Origin of the sequence: Shewanella sp. MBTL60-007, from assembly GCF_019654915.1 — a bacterium.
Lineage (GTDB): Bacteria > Pseudomonadota > Gammaproteobacteria > Enterobacterales > Shewanellaceae > Shewanella.
The window spans coordinates 43,015-63,745 of the sequence record NZ_BPET01000030.1 but is presented as its reverse complement, the minus strand read 5'-3'; the positions used below and the strand labels follow the sequence as shown (position 1 = coordinate 63,745).

General features: G+C 45.9%; 24 protein-coding genes. 12 read left to right on the top strand and 12 right to left on the bottom strand.

Features of this window, described 5'->3' with window-relative positions:
• Positions 1-223: 223 nt before the first annotated feature.
• The 10 genes from K5Q92_RS12970 to mlaF all read right to left on the bottom strand — a co-directional run bounded on the left by K5Q92_RS12970 (position 224) and on the right by mlaF (position 8,909).
• Positions 224-1,882 (bottom strand): Ig-like domain-containing protein, encoded by a 1,659-nt coding sequence (locus tag K5Q92_RS12970; protein ID WP_220769419.1) that lies wholly within the window; start codon positions 1,880-1,882, stop codon positions 224-226.
• 190 nt (positions 1,883-2,072) lie between these two features.
• The gene (locus K5Q92_RS12965; protein ID WP_220769418.1) at positions 2,073-2,711 is read right to left on the bottom strand and encodes a response regulator; all 639 of its coding nucleotides are present in this window, start codon (positions 2,709-2,711) and stop codon (positions 2,073-2,075) included.
• Positions 2,711-4,105: a sensor histidine kinase gene (locus K5Q92_RS12960; protein WP_220769417.1), complete on the bottom strand. Its 1,395-nt coding sequence runs from the start codon at positions 4,103-4,105 to the stop codon at positions 2,711-2,713. The genes K5Q92_RS12965 and K5Q92_RS12960 overlap by 1 nt, the downstream gene beginning before the upstream one ends.
• A 140-nt stretch (positions 4,106-4,245) precedes the next feature.
• Positions 4,246-5,508 carry a UDP-N-acetylglucosamine 1-carboxyvinyltransferase gene (murA, locus tag K5Q92_RS12955; RefSeq protein WP_220769416.1) on the bottom strand — a complete coding sequence of 421 codons (1,263 nt, stop codon included), beginning with the start codon at positions 5,506-5,508 and terminating at the stop codon, positions 4,246-4,248.
• Between the two features lie 21 nt (positions 5,509-5,529).
• On the bottom strand, positions 5,530-5,781 hold the full coding sequence (locus K5Q92_RS12950) for a BolA family protein (protein ID WP_012156801.1): 252 nt from the start codon (positions 5,779-5,781) through the stop codon (positions 5,530-5,532).
• Between the two features lie 13 nt (positions 5,782-5,794).
• Complete coding sequence (locus K5Q92_RS12945) at positions 5,795-6,088, bottom strand: lipid asymmetry maintenance protein MlaB (protein WP_220769415.1); 294 nt, start codon at positions 6,086-6,088, stop codon at positions 5,795-5,797.
• Positions 6,088-6,747, bottom strand: coding sequence for a phospholipid-binding protein MlaC (locus K5Q92_RS12940; RefSeq protein WP_220769414.1), 660 nt, complete (start codon positions 6,745-6,747; stop codon positions 6,088-6,090). Before K5Q92_RS12940 ends, K5Q92_RS12945 begins: the two co-directional genes overlap by 1 nt.
• Before the next feature lie 31 nt (positions 6,748-6,778).
• On the bottom strand, positions 6,779-7,249 hold the full coding sequence (gene mlaD / locus K5Q92_RS12935) for an outer membrane lipid asymmetry maintenance protein MlaD (protein ID WP_220769413.1): 471 nt from the start codon (positions 7,247-7,249) through the stop codon (positions 6,779-6,781).
• A 75-nt stretch (positions 7,250-7,324) separates the two neighbouring features.
• The gene (gene mlaE / locus K5Q92_RS12930; RefSeq protein ID WP_220769412.1) at positions 7,325-8,110 is read right to left on the bottom strand and encodes a lipid asymmetry maintenance ABC transporter permease subunit MlaE; all 786 of its coding nucleotides are present in this window, start codon (positions 8,108-8,110) and stop codon (positions 7,325-7,327) included.
• Entirely contained in the window at positions 8,097-8,909 is an 813-nt protein-coding gene (gene mlaF, locus K5Q92_RS12925) for a phospholipid ABC transporter ATP-binding protein MlaF (RefSeq protein ID WP_220769411.1), read from the bottom strand. The genes mlaE and mlaF overlap by 14 nt, the downstream gene beginning before the upstream one ends.
• A gap of 176 nt (positions 8,910-9,085) precedes the next feature.
• On the opposite strand from mlaF, the gene K5Q92_RS12920 reads away from it, so the two are divergent.
• The 12 genes from K5Q92_RS12920 to mgtE all read left to right on the top strand — a co-directional run bounded on the left by K5Q92_RS12920 (position 9,086) and on the right by mgtE (position 18,681).
• Positions 9,086-10,045, top strand: a complete 960-nt coding sequence (locus K5Q92_RS12920; protein ID WP_220769410.1) for a calcium/sodium antiporter — start codon at positions 9,086-9,088, stop codon at positions 10,043-10,045.
• A gap of 46 nt (positions 10,046-10,091) precedes the next feature.
• Positions 10,092-11,069: a KpsF/GutQ family sugar-phosphate isomerase gene (locus K5Q92_RS12915; RefSeq protein WP_220769409.1), complete on the top strand. Its 978-nt coding sequence runs from the start codon at positions 10,092-10,094 to the stop codon at positions 11,067-11,069.
• 1 nt (position 11,070) lies between these two features.
• Complete coding sequence (kdsC, locus tag K5Q92_RS12910; RefSeq protein ID WP_220769408.1) at positions 11,071-11,622, top strand: 3-deoxy-manno-octulosonate-8-phosphatase KdsC; 552 nt, start codon at positions 11,071-11,073, stop codon at positions 11,620-11,622.
• Positions 11,619-12,176 carry an LPS export ABC transporter periplasmic protein LptC gene (gene lptC, locus K5Q92_RS12905; protein WP_220769407.1) on the top strand — a complete coding sequence of 186 codons (558 nt, stop codon included), beginning with the start codon at positions 11,619-11,621 and terminating at the stop codon, positions 12,174-12,176. Before kdsC ends, lptC begins: the two co-directional genes overlap by 4 nt.
• 72 nt (positions 12,177-12,248) lie before the next feature.
• Positions 12,249-12,788 (top strand): lipopolysaccharide transport periplasmic protein LptA, encoded by a 540-nt coding sequence (gene lptA, locus K5Q92_RS12900; protein WP_220769406.1) that lies wholly within the window; start codon positions 12,249-12,251, stop codon positions 12,786-12,788.
• Complete coding sequence (gene lptB, locus K5Q92_RS12895) at positions 12,785-13,516, top strand: LPS export ABC transporter ATP-binding protein (protein ID WP_220769405.1); 732 nt, start codon at positions 12,785-12,787, stop codon at positions 13,514-13,516. Before lptA ends, lptB begins: the two co-directional genes overlap by 4 nt.
• A gap of 137 nt (positions 13,517-13,653) precedes the next feature.
• Positions 13,654-15,117, top strand: a complete 1,464-nt coding sequence (locus K5Q92_RS12890; protein ID WP_220769404.1) for an RNA polymerase factor sigma-54 — start codon at positions 13,654-13,656, stop codon at positions 15,115-15,117.
• Positions 15,118-15,147: 30 nt separating this feature from the next.
• Complete coding sequence (gene hpf / locus K5Q92_RS12885; protein ID WP_220769403.1) at positions 15,148-15,435, top strand: ribosome hibernation promoting factor; 288 nt, start codon at positions 15,148-15,150, stop codon at positions 15,433-15,435.
• A gap of 2 nt (positions 15,436-15,437) precedes the next feature.
• On the top strand, positions 15,438-15,881 hold the full coding sequence (ptsN, locus tag K5Q92_RS12880; protein WP_220769402.1) for a PTS IIA-like nitrogen regulatory protein PtsN: 444 nt from the start codon (positions 15,438-15,440) through the stop codon (positions 15,879-15,881).
• Positions 15,882-16,088: 207 nt separating this feature from the next.
• Positions 16,089-16,943: an RNase adapter RapZ gene (gene rapZ, locus K5Q92_RS12875; protein ID WP_220769401.1), complete on the top strand. Its 855-nt coding sequence runs from the start codon at positions 16,089-16,091 to the stop codon at positions 16,941-16,943.
• Positions 16,930-17,205 (top strand): HPr family phosphocarrier protein, encoded by a 276-nt coding sequence (locus K5Q92_RS12870; protein WP_220769400.1) that lies wholly within the window; start codon positions 16,930-16,932, stop codon positions 17,203-17,205. Before rapZ ends, K5Q92_RS12870 begins: the two co-directional genes overlap by 14 nt.
• Positions 17,206-17,316: 111 nt before the next feature.
• Entirely contained in the window at positions 17,317-18,681 is a 1,365-nt protein-coding gene (gene mgtE / locus K5Q92_RS12865) for a magnesium transporter (RefSeq protein ID WP_220769399.1), read from the top strand.
• A gap of 69 nt (positions 18,682-18,750) precedes the next feature.
• On the opposite strand, the gene K5Q92_RS12860 is transcribed toward mgtE, so the two are convergent.
• Together K5Q92_RS12860 and K5Q92_RS12855 are read right to left on the bottom strand one after the other, a co-directional pair.
• Positions 18,751-19,554 (bottom strand): molybdate ABC transporter substrate-binding protein, encoded by an 804-nt coding sequence (locus K5Q92_RS12860; RefSeq protein WP_220769398.1) that lies wholly within the window; start codon positions 19,552-19,554, stop codon positions 18,751-18,753.
• A gap of 235 nt (positions 19,555-19,789) precedes the next feature.
• Positions 19,790-20,464 (bottom strand): OmpA family protein, encoded by a 675-nt coding sequence (locus K5Q92_RS12855; RefSeq protein WP_220769397.1) that lies wholly within the window; start codon positions 20,462-20,464, stop codon positions 19,790-19,792.
• Between the last annotated feature and the right edge of the window lie 267 nt (positions 20,465-20,731).

The following is a 20,731-nucleotide window of genomic DNA, read 5'->3' as shown; positions in this document are numbered from 1 at the left end:
TTAGCCTTACCGTCTTAGCCTTACCGTCTTAGCCTTACCGTCTTAGCCTTACCGTCTTAGCCTTACCGTCTTAGCCTTACCGTCTTAGCCTTACCGTCTTAGCCTTACCGTCTTAGCCTTACCGTCTTAGCCTTACCGTCTCAGCCTTCGGGGTACAAAAAAAGCCACGCTAAATAGGTTAGCGTGGCTTGTCGGGAGGGACTAAATAATGATGAGCTTATTTTTATTTATGGATTTTAGGCAGCGCCGCAGCTTTGTCCGCATAATCTGCATGACATTCACCACATGAGTACTGTGCAGTTGACCAAGGCATTTGGAACTTACCATCTTCAGTGAACTGCTTAGCCGCTGGGTCTAAGTCGATAGTAAATAGATGAGACTTCACATCACCGAAAGCTGTTGTGCCGTCTTTACCTAGATGAGTCACTGCACTCTTGGCAAGCTTTGGCATATGACATGTTGTACATTCAGCCATATTTGCATGACCAAATGAACCACCACCATCGGTGAACTCTTTATCGTGACAATCAGTACATGCTTTCACCGCTCCAGCATGTAGGCCATCGGCACTATCTTGATTGACCGTCGACTTATGAGAGTCATGACAAGTTGTACAGCTCATATTACGCTTAGGACCAATCTCGTCACCCGCTTGATAACTACCGTGGGCTTCAGGAACCACACCAAGTATTTCATCTGCAGTCTGGTGGTGCTTAGATAGGCCGCCACTAGAGATAATGCGTCCACCCACTTGGCTACCATCAGGGAAGGCTGCGTTATATGCGCTCACATACGTTGGGTAATCCTTCTCACCATCACGTGTATGACATTCACCGCAGGTCACAGCCTTACCAAACGCCATATCTTCAGCTAGGAAGTCTTCTGTAGTACGAGCCAAAGCGATTTTAGTAATGTTAGCTTTGGTCGGTGCCTTAATGTGCTCACTACCTGCACCGTGACAAGCTTCACACTGAACACCTTGCTCGGCAAAGGTACCGCCCATGCCCGGTAGACTATCTTGACGGTCAAGGTTACGCGTATCCCCATCTTCAGTGGTCGTACGCTTCCAACCTGTTGTATGGCAGTTACCACACTTATACTGATAATCGAACTCGCTAGTCTTATAGTTACCCATCACGTCTGGGTCAGCAGGATGATTGTCAGGAATATTCAGCTCACCGGCGCTATTACGAATGTTATATTGCACGTTTTCACCAGTGACAATATAACCTTCAGCATCTAACCAGCGCATCTTCCAGTGATAACCACCGACAACATAACTTACATCATCGTAGCTAGTTGGGGCTCCAAGAGTATTGTTAGGTGTTGAATCAACTAACAAATCGATTGCTCCGGTAATCGTTGCTTCTGGAGTATAAGGAAACACGGGTTGCTCACCGTTAGCAATTTTTTGGATCTTGAAGTTATGGCCAGTTTTAGCAAACGTCTTATGTTGATCGCTATGACAACCCGCACAAGCGGCGCTGCCAACATAAGTTAGTGGTTCAGGCTCTGGTTGCGCTTCAACCGTGACTGTCACAACAGCAGACGCCTCATCAGTGCCATCGGTTATCGTGTAATTAAACTTCACCTCTCCCGCTTCAGTGCCTGCAGTAAAATCGACCTTGCCGTCTTTTATTACTGCGTTACCCGAATCAACAGAAACGATTGTTAATGTATCGCCATCGGCATCGGTATCATTGGCAAGTACATCAATCGTCACAACCTCTTCAGCCAAGACATTGGCAAAGTCAGCTACCGCAACGGGGGGAGTGTTTTCTTCGGGTAGATTAGTATTGTCATCGTTGTCGCTGCCACAAGCAGCCAACATAGTAATCATGCTGGCCAGTATCAGCTTTTTATATGGAATGTGTGCGTTCATAAGTTCATCCTCAACATTGCTATTCATATCGCCAACGTTGCAGGGAGTGGCGACTGATATGCCTCTTTGGGCATGAATCAAGTATTGAAGAGTTACTACTAAAGAGATAGATAACCAGAGTTCACCACTCACAGAAAGTTGTGAACTTTAGTTATCAACAACCAGGCAAAGCATTGTTACATAAGAAGTTTTACGCATTAAAAATGTTGTGATTTGTTAACATGAATTGACCTGTATTTGTCAAAATGTAGAGCTTGTTCTCATTTTGCATCACAAGACCCGCCTTTTTTAACTGCCGCAGATGAAAATTAAACTTTGTATGGTCCTCAATTTCAACTAGGCGGCATAGATCCATAAATTTAACGCCCTTATGGATTGCCAATACATTAAGGGCTTTACGTCGATAAGGGTTCGCCAGTGCGCTGTAGACAAGATCAGGGTCGAGATCGACACGACTCTTAAACAGCTGCTTCTCTGCTAGGCTTCGCTTTATGGTGACGATGAGTTCATCGCTTTTAAAAGGCTTTGTCATCACACTATCGGCCCCTTTTTTCATGGCATCCACGGCCGTATCGACGGTGGCATAAGCGGTAATAATAATAACTGCAATTAACGGCTGATTTTGTCTTAGGTTCGAGATAGCTTCGACTCCAGTCATGCCCGTCATCAGCAAGTCCATCAGTGCAATATCAAAATGTTGTTTCTCGCTAGCTCTAATCGCAGCTTCTGCACTTTCAACCGCTGTAACACTAAATCCCTCAAGCTCAAGGATCTCAACCATATTTCGGCTAAGCTCTCTATCATCCTCAGCTAACAAAACTGTGATCATCAATGCTGCTCCCGATAAAAAGTGAGTTCGACCCTAGTGCCCTTCTGTTTACTGCTCACAATATGCATTTTCCCATTATGTAGTGCGACTATCTGCTCACAGATCGCCAAGCCTAAACCAGTGCCTTGCCCTAATGCCTTGGTGGAATAGAATAATTCTGGCGCGCGAGTCAGTTCCTCCTTTGTCATCCCACAACCAAAATCCTCAACAGTCACGCAGACCTTATGCTCGTCTTGCGTCGCAGTGACAAAAATTGAACTCTGTGGACTCGACGCGTCAATCGCATTGCATAAAAGGTTTATAAACAACTCTTCTAACTTTACTTTCTCAGCATAGAGCACAATATTACGACTGCACTCAAATTCAATTGAATGCTGCTTGGTGCGGTGTGATAGCAACTTAGCTGCAGAATCTAATATCTCCCTAAGAGAGACAAAGCAGCGCCTGCCTGAGGCAGGCCTTGCGTAATTGAGTAGCTCTTTACTTATTGAGGATGCGCGCTCAATACCTAAGCGAACACGGCTTAGGTAATTCTCTTCTGACTCAGAAAGGTGGGGATGCTTTCTCTCCCATAGATCCAGCGCTAATGTCGATGATGCTAAAGGGTTATTGATCTCATGAGCCACGCCCATAGCAAGCTGACCAATCGCCTTATACTTATCGGCTTCAATCGCACGTTTGAGCTTAGCGGCAGTCTTGCGCTCCTTCTCTAGATCAAAGACTTTAAGCGCCTTAAATAGAGCGACTAAAATGATCCCACCGGCCAATGTGCGATAGATAGGCACGCTGTAGTGATATTCGGTTGGCACTAACCCTGAGAGTACGCCATAAATCATTAAACCCATGCCGCTCAGTGCGAAGTAAAAACCATAGCCGTGTTCTTCTTGGCGTAAGCTGTTGCCGTAGACCACCATTCCAATACCAGCTAGCATCGCACTACCGAAGCCGATTAAGATTCGGGTGTATTGACTAGCCTCAGAAAAACCGGCTTGATTTACAGCAAGATGATGAAGATCTGGGATCACTAAGTAGGCATAACTCAGTAATAACGCAATAATCAGCCCATGACCTATATAGGCAAGACGCTTATTGCTAATAGTCAATATCTGCCAAGCAAACACCATCAGAGCTGCATAAGATAAGAATAGCTTTGCCAAACAGAGCCATTGGGTTAATAAACGATACTCTGGCGCGATATGATCTGAAAATATCAGTACATAGAGCTCAGACCATTCATGGAAGGCATGGGAAAAACCAAATACCGCCAACGCCCACAGCGTTGGAGCGACCTTTAATTGGCTATAGCGAAAATTACGAAAAACAACGGCACAGCCCATCGAGAAAAAAACGAGGCCATAAAAGAGATAGATGTTAAATGTGACAAAAACAGGCATACCATCAACATAGCATCTGACTCTGGGCTGTTTTTTGATCTGCTTCCTGTTTTACTAGGCTGTAACTTGCGCTAGCTCATAAAACAAAAAAGCCATTTAAGTTTTTAAACTTAAATGGCTTTTATCAAAAAGGTCACTGCTTAAGACTTAACGCGCTCAACGTGCCCGCCTAGACCTTTAAATTTATCTTCAATATGCTCGTAACCACGATCTAAATGGTAGATACGGTCGACAATCGTCGTTCCTTCTGCCACAAGGCCTGCAATCACAAGACTTGCCGATGCACGTAGATCGGTAGCCATCACCTGCGCACCATTTAGCTTTTCAATACCATGAATAATACAGGTATTGCCTTCCAGCTCCATGGTTGCGCCCATACGGCTTAGCTCTGGAACATGCATGAAACGATTCTCGAAAATGGTTTCGGTAATCGTAGCCGTCCCCTCTGCGAGTGCATTTAGCACACAGAACTGCGCCTGCATATCGGTTGGGAAGCCTGGGTATGCCACGGTCTTAATATTTACCGCTTTAGGGCGTTTACCCTGCATATCTAGCTCAATCCAGTCATCACCTGTTGTGATCTTTGCGCCGGCATCTTCAAGTTTTGCCAATACAGCTTCAAGTGACTTAGGATCCGCTTTAGTACAACGAATTTTGCCACGAGTCACTGCAGCAGCGACCAAGAAGCTACCGGTCTCGATACGATCTGGCATCACTTGATAGTCACAACCTTGCAGTGACTCTACACCTTGGATACGCACGGTATCGGTACCCGCACCTTCGATTTTAGCGCCCATAGCGATCAAGCAGTTAGCGAGATCAACAACTTCTGGTTCGCGAGCAGCATTTTCGATGATGGTTTCACCGTCGGCCAGTGCTGCAGCCATTAGCAAGTTTTCCGTCGCGCCGACGCTGATCATATCCATAAAGATATGCGCGCCTTTCAAACGACCGTCAACACGTGCTTTGATATAGCCTTCTTTAACCTCAATCTTAGCGCCCATCTGCTCAAGACCTTGCAGATGCAAGTTAACAGGACGAGCACCAATAGCACAGCCGCCAGGCAGAGACACATCGGCCGTACCATAACGAGCAAGCAGCGGGCCAAGAATGAGAATTGATGCGCGCATGGTCTTAACCAACTCATAAGGCGCACAGAATTCATTAAGATTGGTGGTAGAGATACATACTTTATCTGTGCCTGAACGGGTCACTTCAGCGCCCAAACAGCGCAGTAGTTCACAGCTAGTATTCACATCCCTTAGGTTTGGTACGTTCGAAACATTGAAATCAGTCTCGGCCAACACACCTGCCATTAAAATAGGCAAAGCGGCATTCTTTGCGCCAGAGATAACCACGTTTCCAGCAAGTGCACCACTTGCTTCAATTTTTAATTTATCCACTTTAACTCTCTAAATCCGCGATTACATATTAAAGACTTTTTCACGCTTCCATTGTGTTGGCGTGAAAGCATTAATCGTAATAGCGTGTAGCTCACCGCTAGTGATGTGAGCCATTAATGGGCCGTAAATTGTCTGCTGTTGCTTCACTCGTCCCATACCGTCAAAGCATTCACCTACAGCAATAATCTTGTAGTGTGTCCCCTCTTGAGTCACTTTTACTTCCTCTAAAGAAAGCGCGTCTAAAAGGATGGTCTCAATCTCTTTACATTCCATGGAACTGTTCACCTTACTTAGCTTCTTCGATAAAGAAGTCATTTAAATCGTATAATATAATAAATTTCTTAAGCTGCTCTGAAGGCGATATTAACTTCAAAGTCGCCCCATTGGCGGCAAATATACTGACTAATTCCAGTAAAAAAGCCACGCCAGCACTGTCGCAATATTCAATACCAGATAGCTGCAAAAATGCGGTATCAGGCTCCAAAATACGACTGCGGCCACTCCATAGGCTGATCACCGCATCCTGATCTAACCGACCCGATACGCTGCAATTAATCCCTTGCTGTTTAAATGTTGCCACTAGCTCTTTTTCTCGTTAGCGTTCAAATCAATATGCTGATTTGTCTTCTCTTTCAACATATCAATCACTGACTCGATCCCCTGCTGGCGCACAAGGTTAGTGATCTCTGATTGCTTCGATGATAACAAGCTAACGCCTTCGGCGATTAAGTCAAACGCTTTCCAAGTACCATCTTTTAAACGACGGGCTTTAAACTGTAACTTAATCGCTGGGCGGCCCGGTTCGACAACTTGAACATTGACACTCACAAACTTCTCACCGACAAAGTCTTCGGCTCTGCCATATTCTACTGTTTGATCAGTATATTCGGTAAATGCCTGAGCATAGGTCGAAATCAGATAGCCTTTAAATGCTTCAACGAAACGCTCTCGCTGATCTTTAGTCGTGTCCCGTAGATACTGCCCTAACACCTTATAAGAGGCATACTTATAATCAACGTAGGGCATCAACTCTTCGGTCACGATCACCTTTAGATGATCGGGATCGGCAGCAATCAGCTTTTCATCTTGATGAAAACGAGCAAACGTCTTGTTAGCGACAGCCTCAACCAAGGTAAAAGGGTTGGTTTGATCGATATCGGTACTTTCGGCAGCCTGAACTCCAACACTTAGCAGTGCCATCATGGCGAACATTACGGTTCGATAAAAACCTTTAAACATGCTTTAACTCTCCAACTCTCTTCTTAAAAGGCTAATCCTTTTTACCCATGCTATAGAGGAACTGTCCTATCAGCTCTTCTAGTACTAACGCCGAATGGGTATCTTCAATACGATCGCCATCGGCTAATAGCTCAATATCATCATCCATAAAACCTGGGGTTAGCCCCAAAAACTGCTCGCCTAACAAGCCTGACGTTAAAATAGATAGAGTGCTGGTCTCGGGAAAATCCTGATAACGCTTGTCCATCGAAAGTGTCACTACTGGGACTAACTTTTCAGGATCTAGGTTAATTGCACTAACGCGACCAACTACAACGCCACCGACCTTCACTGGTGATCGCACCTTGAGCCCGCCGATATTATTAAACTTGGCATATAGCGTATAACTACTATCACCAGATTTAACCTCAACATTGGCAACGTTAAACACCAGCACTAGAAAGGCTGCCAATCCGGACAATAAAAATAGACCGACTAGAATCTCAATTTTCCTTGTCAACATAACTCATTTACCACTCTATTCAATAAATCTAAACAATAATTAACGACTAGAAAACTCTCTCAATCGTCATATCAACTACTGGCCGAACATTATCGCCGTCAATAGGAAATCAAGCGCTAAAACCGCTAAGCTAGACTGGACGACGGTCTGAGTTGTCGCTCGACTAATCCCTTCTGGGTTAGGAATAACATGATAACCACGGTAAAGTGCTATCCATGTCACCACCACCGCAAACAATAAGCTCTTAATCATGCAGTTAACAATATCTTCCCGCCACTCTACCGATGCCTGAAGTATCGACCAGAAGCTGCCGCTATCAATGCCTTTCCACTCTACGCCGACTAAGTGTCCGCCATAGATCCCCACAGCTGTAAACATCAATGCCAGCAACGGTAAGCTGATGACTCCAGCCCAAAATCGCGGCGCAATAATCTGTCTCAGCGGGTCTATAGCCATCATCTCAAGACTCGATAGCTGCTCAGTGCTTTTCATTAGACCGAGCTCTGCCGTTAACGCAGAACCTGCTCGACCAGCGAATAACAGCGCCGTCACTACGGGCCCAAGCTCTCGTAACAAGCTTAGCGCGACCATGGGACCTAGGCTCTCTTCCGTCCCAAAGCCCACTAAAATATTATAGCCCTGCAGCGCGAGTACCATGCCAATGAACAAGCCTGAGACTAAGATAATCACCATCGACTGCACGCCCACCACATATAGTTGCTTTAGTAGCAACGGCGTACCTTTTCGAAATCGGGGGCGGTGCATTATCGCGCCCCATAGCATCAGACCGGCTTTTCCTAGCCCTATCACTAGTTCAATACTAGCCCTGCCTAATCGAGCAATTTGATCAATCAAGCTCACCGAGTAGTTCCTTCTTATAATCTTCTGCCGGGTAATGAAACGGCACAGGACCGTCTGGCTCACCACCAATAAATTGTCTTAACTTTGGATCTTCAGACAAACGCAGCTCTTCTGGCGTACCGTGAGCAATGATACGTTTGTCGGCTAATACATAGACGTAATCAGCAATACCCAACACCTCAGCCACATCGTGTGAAACGACTACAGAGGTCAGATTAAGCGCATCGGACAGTTCACGAATAAGCTTAACTAACACCCCCATAGAGATAGGGTCCTGTCCAGCAAATGGCTCATCGTAAAGTACCATCTCAGGCTCTAATGCAATTGCTCTGGCTAAGGCTGCCCTGCGTTGCATCCCGCCCGATAGCTCCGTGGGCATCAATTGCGCCGCACCTCTGAGGCCTACGGCTTCGAGCTTCATCAAGACGATACGGCGAATAATCGCTTCAGGTAGCCCCGAGTGCTCCCTAAGGGCAAAGGCTACATTGTCGAAGACATTCATGTCGGTGAACAGTGCGCCACTTTGAAACAGCATGCTCATGCGTTTACGCAGGGCAAAAAGCTCACTACGGCTGCACTTATGTATGTCAACACCGTCGAATTTAACCGAACCGCTATCGGGGGTTAACTGCCCACCAATAAGCTTAAGCAGAGTGGTTTTTCCAATACCACTTGGCCCCATAATAGCAGTGACTTTTCCCTTTGGGATCGACAGCGTCACGTCTTCAAAAATGACATGCGTGCCACGGCTAAATGCCATATTTTGGGTTTCGACCAATGTTTTGGGAGTGTGAGTCATGCAAGTGCCCTGCATCTAAAATTGTGGAAACTTCCATTTTCCGCACAGGAAAGGGAGAAATTGTACGTAATTGACCAAAGAGGTACAACCAAATCGATACTATCTCACCTCAATACTTTCATTTTAATTCAATTACAGCGAAAATAAGCGGCTAGATCCCAACATACTAAGAATCGATGCTATTTAATATTTTTCTGTTAGTTGCAGGCTTAGGTGCACTAGTCTGGAGTGCCGACAAATTTGTTTATGGTGCGGCAGCCTTCGCCCGTAACCTTGGCTTACCGCCGATGTTAATTGGTTTAACGATTGTCGCCATGGGAAGCTCCGCCCCCGAGATGTTTGTTGCAGCCACCGCATCGCTCGATGGCATGACAAATACCGCGATTGGTAATGTTCTGGGCTCTAACATCGCTAATATAACCTTGATCTTAGGTATTACCGCGCTACTCGGAGCGATCTCCGTCAGTTCGCAAACCCTCAAACGCGAAATTCCAATGATGCTGGTCGCCACTGTCATTGTAGGCTACTTCCTACATGATGGTTTCTTAACGCGCATTGAGGGTGTCACCTTGTTGGTGATGTTTATCGGTTTAATGGGCTACCTGATTTGGCATGCATTGACCAATAAGAATCGTGATGCCTTGGCTCAAGATGCCGAAGAGGAAATTCCAGCCGATGTGCCTACACCGAAAGCCATTTTATGGCTGGTTGTGGGCATGGTATTATTACCTCTGTCGGCAGACTGGATGGTGCAAGGAGCGGTAGGGATCGCCAAGGCATATCATCTATCGGATCTGGTTATCGGCCTAACCATTATTGCAGTGGGTACCAGCTTGCCAGAACTTGCCGCTTGTGTTGCCGGTGTCTTAAAAAAAGAAGACGATCTTGCTATCGGTAACATAGTTGGTTCAAACTTATTCAATATTTTAGCAGTACTTGCTATACCAGGTATCATAGCACCAGGTGCCATAGATGCCGCAGCGAGTACTCGTGACTTTTATATGGTGCTAGCAACAAGCAGTGCACTTGCAATACTGATCTTATTAACGGGACGCGCCAAACAGCTAAAACCTTGGCATGGCGTAGTACTACTTATTACATTTATCGCATACCAAGCGTTACTTTTCCTATCTTAATCCTAGGTGCGATACGTTAAGCAGCAATTTAAAGAGAGACCAAGAAATGGTAGATGAACATCAACTACGCCAATGGGGTACCAAGGTCATCGATATCGAGAAACAAGCGCTCGATAATCTGTATCAGTACGTCGACTCTTCAGAATTTGCCCAAGCTTGCCAATTAATCTTGCAATGCACAGGTAAAGTCATCGTGATGGGCATGGGTAAGTCTGGCCATATCGGCAACAAGATTTCAGCCACATTAGCCAGCACAGGGACACCAGCATTTTTCGTGCACCCCGGCGAAGCCAGCCACGGCGACCTAGGCGTGTTGAGCGAAAACGATATCGTGCTCGCAATCTCTAACTCAGGCGAGTCGAGCGAAATCCTAACCTTGATGCCCGTCATTAAGCGCATGGGACTGCCTATGATCTCGGTAACGGGTAAGCCAGATTCTAATATGGCTAAGCTTGCTCAACTACACCTCTGCATCGAAGTGCCAGAGGAAGCCTGCCCACTAGGGCTAGCCCCAACTTCAAGCACAACGGCAACCTTAGTTATGGGCGATGCCTTAGCCGTTGCCCTGCTACAGGCTCGCGGCTTCACTCAGGATGACTTTGCACTATCTCACCCTGGCGGCAGTTTAGGTCGTAAGTTACTGTTAAAAGTTAGTGATGTGATGCATAAAGGCGTTGAGCTACCTAAAGTACAAGATGATATCTGTATCACAGAGGCGCTATATGAGATCTCTAAGAAAGGCTTAGGTATGACTGCCGTGGTCGACAACAGCAACACCTTAGTCGGTATCTTCACCGATGGCGATCTGCGCCGTGTTATCGATGCCGAAGTCAACTTACGCACCACACCGATTGCCGAGGTCATGACTAAAGGCTGTGTCACTATTACCGAAAACGTATTGGCGGCCGAAGCACTAAAAGTGATGGACACCAAAAACATTAACGGCCTAGTGGTCATTAATGAACAGCAGCAACCTGTTGGCGCATTGAACATGCTCGATATGGTTAAAGCGGGAGTGATTTAACATGTCTCACCAAGGTTTCTACGGCCCGGTTAGCCAAGATGTTTGGCAAGCGGCGAGTAAAATTAAATTACTGATTTGCGATGTCGACGGCGTGTTTTCAGATGGTCTAGTTTACATGAGCAACAGTGGTGAAGAGCTAAAAACCTTCCATACTCGTGATGGCTATGGTGTGCGTTCGGTACTCACTAGCGGCATTCATGTAGCGATTATTACTGGCCGCAAATCACAAATCGTTGAAGACAGGTTTACCGCCCTTGGCGTCACGCATATCTATCAAGGAGTCGACAATAAGCTGGCTCCCTATAACGAACTACTCGCGCTTTATAATGTAAGCCCTGAAGAAGTCGCCTATATTGGAGATGATATGGTCGACTTGCCGGTTATGCAGAAGGTGGGCTTGTCCGTATGTGTAGCAGATGGTCATCCTTACGTAAAACAACATGCCAAGATGACAACCTACATTAGAGGTGGTCACGGTGCCCTGCGCGAGTTGACTGACCTACTATTGTTAAGCCAAGACAAGTTTGACTCGGCCCATGGGATGAGTATATGAACCGCGTGACCCTAGCCATTATCGCCTTTTTTGGCACTGCACTTCTGCTCTATTGGCAAGTGCAGTCTAAGAAGAGCGAACAAGAGCTGGATATCGATATGAGTCAGCGACCCGACTATATTATCGATGACTTACGTAGCATCGAATATAACGAGTTAGGCTTAATCAACAGTGAAGTTTCGGCTAAGCACATGGAACATTTCGATAGTGTTAACATGACCTATTTTACTGAGCCTGTTTACCTTATTTACCCAGATGACGGCCAAGCTCAATGGCGCCTCAGAAGTGAAAAAGGCAGCCTGAATAAAGCCACGGGTAAGGTAGCTTTAGAAAACAATGTTATTATCGACTCGATTAGTCCAGAAGAGCCGATCCAGACGTTAAGTACCAGCTATTTAGAACTTGATCTAAATACGATGATCATGACCTCTGACGAAACCATTCACGTCACTGGCAACGAATTTGTCATTCAAGGTTTAGGCTTATACGCCGACCTGAATGCCCAGAGCGTTAAACTAGTCAGCCAAGTAGAAGGTATCTACGAAGCTAAATAGCGCTCAATTACATGAACACTTTTGCACTCGCGCTAAATTAAGCAAAGCGTTTTAGCTGAGTAGAAGGACACTATGAAATACAATCAATCTATCCTTGCAGGCCTACTTTGCCTGTTGAGTTTCAGCTCTGTAGCTAAAGTCGATGACCTGCTACAAGAAGTTAAAATTGCAGCCGCAAGCCAAGAAGCCGATATCAAAAATAATCAGGTTATCTTCTTTGGCCCAGTAGAGGTTACTCAGGGCTCAATTAAGATGAATGCCGATGAGCTACGCGTATTCTCCAAAGCAGATAAGAGCGGTAAGACGCTAGTCGCCACTGGCAACCCAGCAACTTACACTCAGATGATGGAAGATGGTCGTCCAGCAACCGCTAGTGCGAAGGAGATCCGCTATGAGCTTGCAACCCGCACATTAACCTTAATCGGTGGTGCAACCCTAGAGCAAGACGGCAGCCAAGTTACTGGTAATCGCATCAAATACAACATTAGTTTACAGCAGCTTATTGCAGAAAGTACTGGCAAGGGTGATGACAGAGTTATCACTATTATTCAGCCTGAAACTTATCAGGAAGAGAAACCTGATACGCCAGTTAAGAAGCAGGAACAGCAATGACCCAAATTACCTTAAAAGCGGCGAACCTTGCTAAAAGCTATAAGAATCGAGCCGTAGTACAAGATGTCAGCCTAACCGTAAAGACAGGCCAAATTGTGGGCCTGCTCGGTCCTAATGGCGCCGGTAAAACCACTACTTTCTACATGGTTGTGGGTCTAGTGCAAAGCGATAAGGGCAAGATCTTTATCGATGACGATGATCTTACTCTCGATCCTATGCATCTGCGCGCCCGTAAAGGTATCGGCTATTTACCACAAGAAGCCAGTATTTTCAGAAAGCTATCGGTTCGTGACAACATCATGGCGGTATTACAAACCCGCAAGGATATCAATAACGAGCAACGTGAAGAACAGCTGGAACACTTACTCGAAGAGTTCCACATCACTCACATTCGCGATAGCCAAGGTATGGCATTATCAGGCGGAGAACGACGCCGAGTAGAAATTGCCAGAGCACTGGCTGCGAATCCAAAGTTCATTTTATTAGATGAGCCATTCGCTGGTGTCGACCCGATCTCTGTTATTGATATTAAAAAAATTATTGAACAACTTAAGAGCCGTGGCTTGGGCGTACTGATCACTGATCACAATGTTCGTGAAACATTGGATGTGTGTGAACATGCTTATATTGTGAGTCACGGAAATCTCATTGCCGAAGGTACGCCTGCCGAAATCTTAGACAACCAGCAAGTTCGAGCAGTGTACTTAGGTGAGCAATTCAGGCTATAGTTAATTAACAGAGTGGAAGTCAAAGCCCAAAACATAGAATTCATTTCTAAATAAAATCATAGTGTTGTGTTTTTAGGCTTCCTTCGCCAAACCAGCGAGCTTTAACGTTTAACTACAGTGTAGGGAATAGCGGTAAGATGAAAGCGTCACTCCAGCTCAAAATGGGTCAACAGCTCACAATGACTCCTCAGTTACAGCAGGCCATTCGCCTGTTACAACTGTCTTCTTTAGAGCTGCAACAAGAGATCCAACAAGCATTAGAATCTAATCCACTATTGGAATTAGATGAAGAGCAGTCAGACGGTGATATTAGCGACAATGAAGACCAGTCATCGAGTGATTCTAATAACAATCTTAATCAAGATAGCGCCAGCGTTGAAACCTCCGATGCTCTGACTCAAGACTCCATGCCAGACGACCTCCCTATGGACACCACATGGGATGAAGTTTACACAGTTTCCTCAAACTCTAGCTCCGGTGTTAGCCGCGAAGATGATATGCCATTTCAAGGTGAAACCAGTGAAGGGCTATATGAACATTTAGAGTGGCAGAAGAACCTTACTCCATTCTCTGACAACGATCTTGCCATCGCCACCGCAATTATCGATGCGATTGATGAGCGTGGTTATTTAACCCAGAGCTGCGAAGAGATCCTCGAGGCCATGGGCGACCCAGAGACCGAGCTGGATGAAGTTGAAGCCGTTTTAAAGCGTGTACAACATTTTGATCCTATCGGCGTTGCAGCGCGCAACCTAAGCGAATGCCTACTGATCCAACTGGCGCAATACGCAGCCGATACGCCGCATATTGATAACGCTAGATTACTGATCAAAGATTACTTAGATCTGATCGCTGGACGCGACTTTAGGCAGCTAATGCGCAAAACTAAGCTGAAAGAAGACGAGCTACGTGACGCTATTGCTCTGATCCAAACACTTAACCCAAGACCTGGGCTGGCGATCGCTCGCAGCAAAGACGAGTATGTCATTCCCGACGTTTCGGTTAGCAAGAAAAAAGGCCGCTGGGTGGTTGAGCTAAACCCAGACTATATGCCTAAGATCAATGTTAATCAGCACTATGCTTCTATGGCACGTAGCACCACCAATCAGGCAGATGGGCAGTTTATTCGAGGCCATCTTCAGGAAGCTAAATGGTTCATCAAGAGCCTAGAAAGCCGTAACGACACCTTACTCAAGGTGACTAACTGTATCGTTAAGTTCCAGCAAGGGTTCTTCGAGTACGGTGAAGAAGCCATGAAGCCCATGGTGTTAAATGATATTGCCGAAGCCGTTGAAATGCATGAGTCCACCATTTCACGAGTCACGACACAGAAATATATGCACACCCCAAGAGGTATCTTTGAGCTCAAGTACTTCTTCTCTAGCCATGTTGGCACAGATGATGGTGGGGAGTGCTCATCGACCGCAATCAGAGCGTTTATTAAGAAGTTAGTCGCAGCTGAAAACCAGAAGAAACCATTGAGTGATAGCAAAATGGCGCAGCTTTTGGCAGAACAAGGGATTAAAGTTGCTAGACGTACGATCGCGAAATATCGCGAAGCAATGCTGATCCCCCCCTCAAACCAACGTAAGAGTTTATAACTCAAAATTAGGCACTTGGAGGATCGTTATATGCAAATCAACGTGACAGGACATCATCTAGAAATTACTGATTCACTTCGGGGTTATGTGGAAGACAAATTCACAAAGCTTGAACGACATTTCGATCAGATCAATAATGTGCAGGTTATTTTGAACGTAGAAAAAACGCAGCAAATTGCCGAAGCCAAAATTCACCTAAAAAAAGGTGAAGTATTTGCCACTTCGGAACATGCGGATATGTATGCTGCCATTGACTCCCTGATCGATAAACTAGATCGTCAGGTTATTAAACACAAAGAGAAGTTAACTAAACACTAACGATGGAACTAAGTACCATCCTGCAGCCGGAATGCACCACCTGTGCCACTCCGGGCAGTAAGAAAAAGGTATTGGAGTTAATCAGTGATATTGCCGCTGTCCAATACCCTACCCTTTCTTCGCAAGAGATTTTTGAAAGTCTGTTGGCGAGAGAAAAGATGGGTAGCACGGGTATAGGTAATGGTATAGCTATTCCACACGGAAGGCTGGCAAATATTGAACGTCCAGTTGCAGTATTGATAAAATGTGAAGATCCCATCGCATTTGACGCTATCGATAAGCAGCCCGTGGATATTCTATTTGCGTTGCTAGTCCCGTCCGAGCAGTGTGAGCAACATTTAGCGACACTGTCCTCGATGGCTGAGAAACTCAACGATAAGGCGGTTCTGAAGCAGTTGAGAAAGACCAGTAACGAGTCTGAGCTGTACCAAGTCATTACCCAGTAACACCTTACTCGGGTCTTTAAATTAGTCGTATTACTCAGATGAAATACTGACTGCTTAAAGACCTAAGTAATTATTACAGCAATATTAATTATCTTTTTTACCCACGCAAATTCTTGCTTTCAGCCCTAAAAAAGTTGATCCTTACAATTGTGCAATATAATCATATAAAAACTAACATCAGTTTAAACTCTACCAGGTAATCATACGATGAAGCTTGTTTTAGTCTCAGGACGTTCCGGTTCAGGTAAATCTGTTCTATTAAGAATGCTCGAAGATCTCGGCTATTATTGTGTCGATAATCTGCCACTGCCTATGATGGGCACGCTACTTAAAGAGCTCTCGGGCAACACTCAACTGGTTGCGATCAGTGTCGATATTCGTAACCTACCAGAGAAAGAGAGTGAGCTGACCAAGCACCTGACCTTTCTGCCTGAAGGGGTCGAGTTGCTCAGCTTCTTCCTCAATTCCAGTGATGAAGTGCTGCTTAAACGCTATAACGAAACTCGCCGTCTTCACCCCTTGTCTCATGATAATGTCTCATTAAAAGAGGCGATTGAGCTTGAGGGACGCTTACTCAAGCCGTTAGCTAATATCGTCGATCACTATATCGATACCTCAAACCTGAATATCTACGATCTTAACGATCAGGTGCGTGAGATTTTGCTCGGGAATGTCGATAAAGAACTGATGATCAACTTTGAGTCATTCGGTTTTAAACATGGTATGCCGACTGAGGCAGACTTCATGTTTGACGTACGTTTTTTACCTAATCCACATTGGGAGCCCGATCTACGCCCAATGACAGGCCTCGACAAACCTGTCCAAGACTTCTTGAACGAACGACCAAGAGTCAATCAGTTCATTAAACAGATTGAGCAGATGCTCGAAGATTGGCTACCCGATTTAGAGCGTAATAATCGCAGCTATCTCACCATAGCCATCGGCTGTACTGGCGGCCAACATCGCTCTGTGTATATCACCGAGCGCCTTGCCGCACACTTCCAAGGGGGCAAGCATAAAGTCAAAGCCCGTCATCGCGAGCTAAAAAATGCCGACCATTAAACGTGAAGTCACTATCTGTAATAAATTAGGTCTTCACGCACGAGCAGCCACAAAACTTGTGGTGCTCGCCTCTGAATTTGATGCGGAAATCACGATTATTCAGGGCGAAAAACAAGCCTCAGCGACAAGTGTATTAGGCTTATTAATGCTAGAGACGGGAATGGGCAAAACGGTTCAGTTAGTGGCTACAGGAGTCGATGCCCAAACGGCACTCGACGCCATCTGCCAATTGATTGATGCCAAGTTTGATGAAGATAGCTAATCATTCATCATTTACTTAACGACTAAGTTAATTATCACGCAAGTTATCACACACAAATATCCAGCACTTAAGTTATGATAAGCGCCTTTTAAAATACCCAGTGAGGGAGCTATGCCGATTGAAGTCTTAGACAATGAAACAACGGACCAACGTCTCAATCAGCTGACTCAAGCATTAGGCAACGGTATGTTTGTCCATGTCCGCAATATGTTGCAGGACATGGCAGCATCGGACATTGCTTTTATTCTCGAATCATCGCCACCTCGCACCCGTCAAGTGTTATGGCAGCTGATTGACCAGGAACACACAGGTGAAATCCTCGATGAACTTGGTGAAGAGCTCAAAGATAGCCTGATCACCCAGATGAGTCCTGAGCGCGTAGCTAAAGCAGCCGCAAACATGGACACAGATGATCTGGCGTATATTCTTCGTAGCCTGCCTGACAGCGTCTACAAACAAGTGCTGCAATCGATGACCAAGCAAGACAGGGTTCGCGTAGAGCAGGCGCTGTCTTATCCCGATGATACAGCGGGCAGCTTGATGAATACCGATACGGTCACCTTAAGACCCGACGTCAATATCGATGTAATTTTGCGTTACTTAAGAATACGCGGAGAGCTGCCAGATGCGACAGATATGCTGTATGTGGTAGACAAGCACGACAGAGTGCTTGGCGGTGTACGTATCGCCGATCTGCTGACCTGTAATCCCGATGCCTCGGTACGGGAAATCATGATCTCGGATCTTGAAGGGATCCCGGTTGGTATGTCTGACAGCGAAGTCGCGCAGCTGTTCGAACGTCACGACTGGGTTTCGGCTCCTGTTATCGACGATAACAATAAGCTACTAGGGCGTATCACCATCGATGACGTGGTCGATGTGATCCGTGAAGACGCCGAACACTCGATGATGGGTATGGCGGGTATGGATGACGATACCGATACCTTTGGTCCTGTGTTAAAGAGTACCTTTCGCCGTTCACTTTGGCTAACGGTTAACTTATTCGCCGCACTCTTGGCTGCCTCTGTCAGTAACATGTTTGAAGGCACACTAGAGCAGTTCGCCACCATCGCGATTTTGATGACAATCGTACCTAGCATGGGCGGCGTGGCCGGTAACCAAACCTTAGCACTGGTTATTCGTGGTATCGCCCTTGGCCAGATTGGTCAAAGTAACTCCCGTTGGTTGATAGGTAAGGAGCTCGCTATTGGCTTCCTTAATGGGCTTCTGTGGTCCGTTCTCGTCTTTGGTGCTGTCTGGGCTTGGAAAGGCGATATGGCGCTTGGTGCACTTATTGGTGGGGCTATGCTTATCAATATGACTGTGGCAGGCCTTGCTGGTGCTAGCATTCCACTCATATTAAAGAAGATGAATATCGATCCTGCTCTTGCTGGCGGTATGGTGCTAACAACGGTAACCGATGTTATCGGTCTATTCGCCTTCCTAGGGCTAGCAACCGTTTTCTTAATGCATTAACCATTAGTATCAAGTAGATAAAAGGCCGCAATCGCGGCCTTTTTCTTTTTAACTCATGTATCAGAGCCACTACTGCTTAAGCGGTGCATCGAAGCCGTAGTCAGCAAGAATAGCTTGCCCAGGTTCTGACAGAATATACATGGCCAATTTCCAGCCCTCACCTTTCCCCTTGCCCTCAGCATCATCTAATACGATCAAACCATAGTTTGCCCCAACGGATAAAGGGGCGGGCATCTGCACTATCTGCAGATCTTTCACCTCTTTTTGCGCCAGTACTGCATTGGTGCAATAAGTGAGAAACAGATCGGCACGCTTATTTTCCATCACCCAGCCATAGGTGTTACGGCCATTGGGTGCTTTAGCACTTTTCTCACCACCTGTGAGCTGCAGCGCTTTTTGTTCAAGCTGCGCCTTAGCGCCAGGCTTTAATGCGTCAGCTTTGGCGAAAATCTTCCAAGCATAGTCTCCCGACGGATCGGCCTTTGGTGTAGAGGTCCCCACACGCACGTTTGGGTCTAACATAACAGCGAGTAGCCCTTCACTGTCGAGTTTAACGTTTGGCTGAGCGATGGCGCACATCTGATTGCGGGCAAACATCACCACACTGTCACCTTTACCTGCAGCCTTTAATGTTTGAGGGTGCTTCATGTTCGCAGACGCGAATACACCAACCTGTTCGCCAGACTCAATACGTTTACGTAGTAGACCCGATGGTCCGTAATCGGCGTGAACCTGTTGCTCACTCTCCTGTTGATATGCCGCAACAATGTCATTCATCGCATTTTTTAAACTACCAGCAGCTCTTAGCTCAATAGGATCTGCGTTGGCAACAACAGGCAAAGCCAACAGCGACACTAAGATCCATTTCTTCATTATTTTTCCACCGTTAGAAAGTTAATTATCAATTACAAGTATTTATACCAATGAAAAAACATCTAACGCTAAATAACAATGACTCTGCCTACTTACATAATCCCTTTGTTTAACACCGAGAGCTCAGTCACCTGCAACCCAGAGTGCCAAGACAAAAAGTCCCACTTATCAATAAAGCTAGGCATAAAAAAAGCCACTCAAGAGTGGCTTCAATTCATAAGAAAGTGACCGCAGGCTATGCCTGTGGCATCGGGCTTAAGATAATCTCTACACGGCGGTTTTCAGCACGGCCCTCTTTAGTTTGGTTAGAGGCGATTGGCTTTGACTCCCCCATACCATGGGAAGCTACGCGTTGAGCAGGCACCTTATGATTAGTTAGGTAATTTGCCACCTCGCTAGCACGTACTTGAGACAGTCTTAGGTTATAAGACTCGGCGCCAGAACTATCGGTATGCCCCATGACATTCAGCTTAGTCTCATCATACTCAAGCGCCACCAGCACCACACTGTTAAGCACCTGTTGAGCACGTTGACTCAAGTCCGTTTGATCCACACCAAAAGTCACATCATTTGGCATGTTCAAAATAATATTGTCGCCACTACGAGTAACGCTAACACCCGATGATTGTAACTGCTTACGCAGCTCCGCTTCCTGTACATCCATGTAATAGCCGATCCCGCCACCAAGTGCAGCACCCGATGCAGCCCCGATCAACGCACCTTTACCTCGATCACTCTTACTCGAAGAAGCTACACCGATTGCTGCACCAGCGATAGCACCAATTAAGGCACCGTTAGTCGCTTTGGCATTTTGAGATTCGTTAGTATAAGGATTGGTTGTCTGACAACCAGAGACCAACATGGTGGCAATTAAGCCGCCAATCAGAAAAGAACTGCGTTTTACACTCATTTTTTACTACCCCTAACTGCCCTTGCTTTCGGCAAAAGCGACCACGATTAAGTTGTATTTTTAAAGCAGTATATAAAGCACGGCGAATTAGACAATGGTCACGCCGTTAACTGGTTTAAAAACAAACAAATCAGCCAGTTTCCCTAAGCCACCATTGCACCATCATGGTGCGCGTACGCACCTTTTTAGGGCATTAAAAATACAACTTATTGCACCAAAGCTGACTCACTAGCTTTAACCATATGAAATGTAATGAATTAAAATACC

Bases quoted from the DNA above. Each gene is read 5' to 3' on its own strand.
- lptC (WP_220769407.1), top strand. From the start codon at position 11,619: ATGAACCGCGTGACCCTAGCCATTATCGCCTTTTTTGGCACTGCACTT.
- K5Q92_RS12960 (WP_220769417.1), bottom strand. From the start codon at position 4,105: ATGCCTGTTTTTGTCACATTTAACATCTATCTCTTTTATGGCCTCGTT.
- K5Q92_RS12855 (WP_220769397.1), bottom strand. From the start codon at position 20,464: ATGAGTGTAAAACGCAGTTCTTTTCTGATTGGCGGCTTAATTGCCACC.
- K5Q92_RS12890 (WP_220769404.1), top strand. From the start codon at position 13,654: ATGAAAGCGTCACTCCAGCTCAAAATGGGTCAACAGCTCACAATGACT.
- K5Q92_RS12965 (WP_220769418.1), bottom strand. From the start codon at position 2,711: ATGATCACAGTTTTGTTAGCTGAGGATGATAGAGAGCTTAGCCGAAAT.
- K5Q92_RS12915 (WP_220769409.1), top strand. From the start codon at position 10,092: ATGGTAGATGAACATCAACTACGCCAATGGGGTACCAAGGTCATCGAT.
- lptB (WP_220769405.1), top strand. From the start codon at position 12,785: ATGACCCAAATTACCTTAAAAGCGGCGAACCTTGCTAAAAGCTATAAG.
- mlaD (WP_220769413.1), bottom strand. From the start codon at position 7,249: ATGTTGACAAGGAAAATTGAGATTCTAGTCGGTCTATTTTTATTGTCC.
- K5Q92_RS12950 (WP_012156801.1), bottom strand. From the start codon at position 5,781: ATGGAATGTAAAGAGATTGAGACCATCCTTTTAGACGCGCTTTCTTTA.
- mlaF (WP_220769411.1), bottom strand. From the start codon at position 8,909: ATGACTCACACTCCCAAAACATTGGTCGAAACCCAAAATATGGCATTT.
- K5Q92_RS12870 (WP_220769400.1), top strand. From the start codon at position 16,930: ATGCCGACCATTAAACGTGAAGTCACTATCTGTAATAAATTAGGTCTT.
- ptsN (WP_220769402.1), top strand. From the start codon at position 15,438: ATGGAACTAAGTACCATCCTGCAGCCGGAATGCACCACCTGTGCCACT.
- K5Q92_RS12970 (WP_220769419.1), bottom strand. From the start codon at position 1,882: ATGAACGCACACATTCCATATAAAAAGCTGATACTGGCCAGCATGATT.
- hpf (WP_220769403.1), top strand. From the start codon at position 15,148: ATGCAAATCAACGTGACAGGACATCATCTAGAAATTACTGATTCACTT.
- K5Q92_RS12920 (WP_220769410.1), top strand. From the start codon at position 9,086: ATGCTATTTAATATTTTTCTGTTAGTTGCAGGCTTAGGTGCACTAGTC.
- K5Q92_RS12860 (WP_220769398.1), bottom strand. From the start codon at position 19,554: ATGAAGAAATGGATCTTAGTGTCGCTGTTGGCTTTGCCTGTTGTTGCC.
- mgtE (WP_220769399.1), top strand. From the start codon at position 17,317: ATGCCGATTGAAGTCTTAGACAATGAAACAACGGACCAACGTCTCAAT.
- rapZ (WP_220769401.1), top strand. From the start codon at position 16,089: ATGAAGCTTGTTTTAGTCTCAGGACGTTCCGGTTCAGGTAAATCTGTT.
- lptA (WP_220769406.1), top strand. From the start codon at position 12,249: ATGAAATACAATCAATCTATCCTTGCAGGCCTACTTTGCCTGTTGAGT.
- K5Q92_RS12940 (WP_220769414.1), bottom strand. From the start codon at position 6,747: ATGTTTAAAGGTTTTTATCGAACCGTAATGTTCGCCATGATGGCACTG.
- kdsC (WP_220769408.1), top strand. From the start codon at position 11,071: ATGTCTCACCAAGGTTTCTACGGCCCGGTTAGCCAAGATGTTTGGCAA.